Genomic DNA, 2056 nt, shown 5'->3' on the forward strand with positions numbered 1-2056 from the left:
GGGCGGCGCGGGCCGGTCATCGTCCCGCCTCCTTCGTGGCGGCGGACGGGCGGCGGGCGACGACGGTGTGGGTGATGCCGGTCTGCCAGCCCGGCAACGGCAGCACCCGCACCCGCTCGAACCCGGCCCGCCGCACGCGCTCGGCGAGCTGCCCGGCCGTGTCGAAGGCGACGACGCTGTGCCACAGGTGCCGGTAGAGCGGCCCGTCGCCGAGCAGCGTCGCGACCGGCAGGACCAGCCCGCCGCACACCGCGTTCCACACCGCCCGGTGCGCCGCCCGCCCGCTCAGCGCGTACTCGTGCACCGCCAGCCGGCCGTGCGGCACGAGCAGTCGCCACGCGGAGGCGAGCACGGCGTCCGGGGCGGCGGCATTGCGCAGCAGGTACGCGGCGAAGACCGCGTCGAACGGGCCGCGCACCCCGGCTTCGGCCAGGCGTTCCACCGGGGCGTGCACGAAGCGCACGGACCGGGGCCACGGCCGGCGGGCCGCCCGCCGCAGCATGCCGGCCGAGGCGTCGACGGCGGTGATGTCCGCGCCGGGCAGCACGGCGGCCAGGGCCGCCGTCGAGGCGCCCGTGCCGCAGCCGAGGTCCAGCACTCTCGGGCCCGGACCGCCGCGGGTCAGGCCGAGGCGCCGGGCGGAGCGGCGCAGATGGGCGTGGTAGCCGGGATTGGCCGCCGCCAGCGTGTCGTAGCCGCGGGCGGCGTGGTCGAACGCGGCGGCCAGGTCGGCGTCGCGCAGTACGGGCATGCCATCTCCAGGAGGGGAGTGGGGGTACGGGGCGTCAGGCGGCGGGGGAGTTCCGGCGCGGCACGAAGGGCAGGGCGAGGGCGGAGCCGAGCATCGCGGGGACGGGCACGTGCAGGCCGACGGACAGGTCCTCCGGCAGGCTGGTGCGGCCGTCCAGGAAGCGCAGCAGGCGGGGCGCGGGTACGCGCGCGAACAGGCGGGTGAAGAAGGCCGGGCCGTCCACCCGGCCGTGGTCGAGGGCGTGCAGCAGCACGGCGTCCATGAGCCGGGAGCGGGCGGAGTGGGCGCGCGGGGGGAGGGGCCGGCGTCCGGCGTGCAGCGCGGCGGCCACGGCGCGGGTCTGGCGCTGCACGGCGCTGAAGGTGTAGCCCGTCGCGGGCCGGGTGGCCCCGGCCGCGGCCCCGATCCGGAACACGGACGCGCCGGCCCGCCGGGGGAAGTCCGCGTCCGTCATCGGGATCGCACCCTGTTCGCACGCGGTGACCTCGTGGTCGCCGACGCCCAGGATCCGGGTGGTGTAGTGCCGCAGCGCGCGGTCGTACGCGTCCCGGTCGAGCGCGCGACGGGAGAACTCCGTGTACTCGACGAGCGCCTCGCGCGGTCCGGTCGGCAGGACGTAACCGAACGACAGGCCGTGCGCGGGCTGGGGGGTGCGGAAGTCCATCAGCTCCACGGTGGCGGGGTCGAACACCGGCCGGCGGGTGCGGACGAACCAGCCGCGGAAGTGCTGCAGCAGCGTGGTGCGGGCCGGGGGCAGGTGCTCGGGCGGCCGGGAGTCGAACACCCAGCGGGCGCGCACGGCCACCCGGCCGCCGTCGGCCCGGCGGGCGTGCACCAGGGCGCCGTCCCGCGCGGACCCGACCCGGTCCACGACGGCCTCGACGCGTGTCACGTGCGGACTCGCCCCGATCTCCCGGCCGGCCAGCGCCTCGAAGGCGTCGGAGCGCAGCATCTTGTAGCGCAGCGGCGCGATGGCGGCGTCCACCGCCCGGCCGTCGCCGGAGCGCACCCGCAGCCGCTGCCAGGAGGCCGTCAGCACCTCGTCGTACGGCCCGGCCCCCGCCTCCCAGTAGCACCAGGTGCGCGGCGCCGCGCGGAACGGGCCCGGCGGTGCCGCCAGCAGCACCGCCGTCACCCGGCGCGCGCCCGCGGGCGGCCGGGCCAGCCGCAGGGCCAGCGACAGCCCGGCGGCCCCGGCACCCACGACGGCGACGTCCGCCTCCACGTCCACGGCGGCGTCCGGCTCCACGCCCACGGCGGCTCCCTTCCCGGGCCTGCTGATCCGGCCAGTCTTCCGGCCCGCCG

Annotated in this window: 2 protein-coding genes; both read right to left on the reverse strand. The window is 78.4% G+C overall.

Going from position 1 to position 2056, the window contains the following annotated elements; translation table 11 throughout:
* Positions 1-16 precede the first annotated feature (16 nt).
* A complete protein-coding gene (locus tag RH94_RS26175) occupies positions 17-751 on the reverse strand; it encodes a methyltransferase domain-containing protein (protein WP_073950502.1) in 735 nt (244 codons plus the stop codon).
* 34 nt (positions 752-785) lie between these two features.
* Complete coding sequence (locus RH94_RS26180) at positions 786-1982, reverse strand: lycopene cyclase family protein (protein WP_073950551.1); 1197 nt, start codon at positions 1980-1982, stop codon at positions 786-788.
* Between the last annotated feature and the right edge of the window lie 74 nt (positions 1983-2056).

The sequence above is a fragment of the Streptomyces kebangsaanensis genome (genome assembly GCF_001906585.1).
Lineage (GTDB): Bacteria > Actinomycetota > Actinomycetes > Streptomycetales > Streptomycetaceae > Streptomyces > Streptomyces kebangsaanensis.

What these genes read in the sequence shown, in the direction of transcription:
- RH94_RS26175 (WP_073950502.1), bottom strand. Translation starts at nt 751, where the DNA reads ATGCCCGTACTGCGCGACGCCGACCTGGCCGCCGCGTTCGACCACGCC.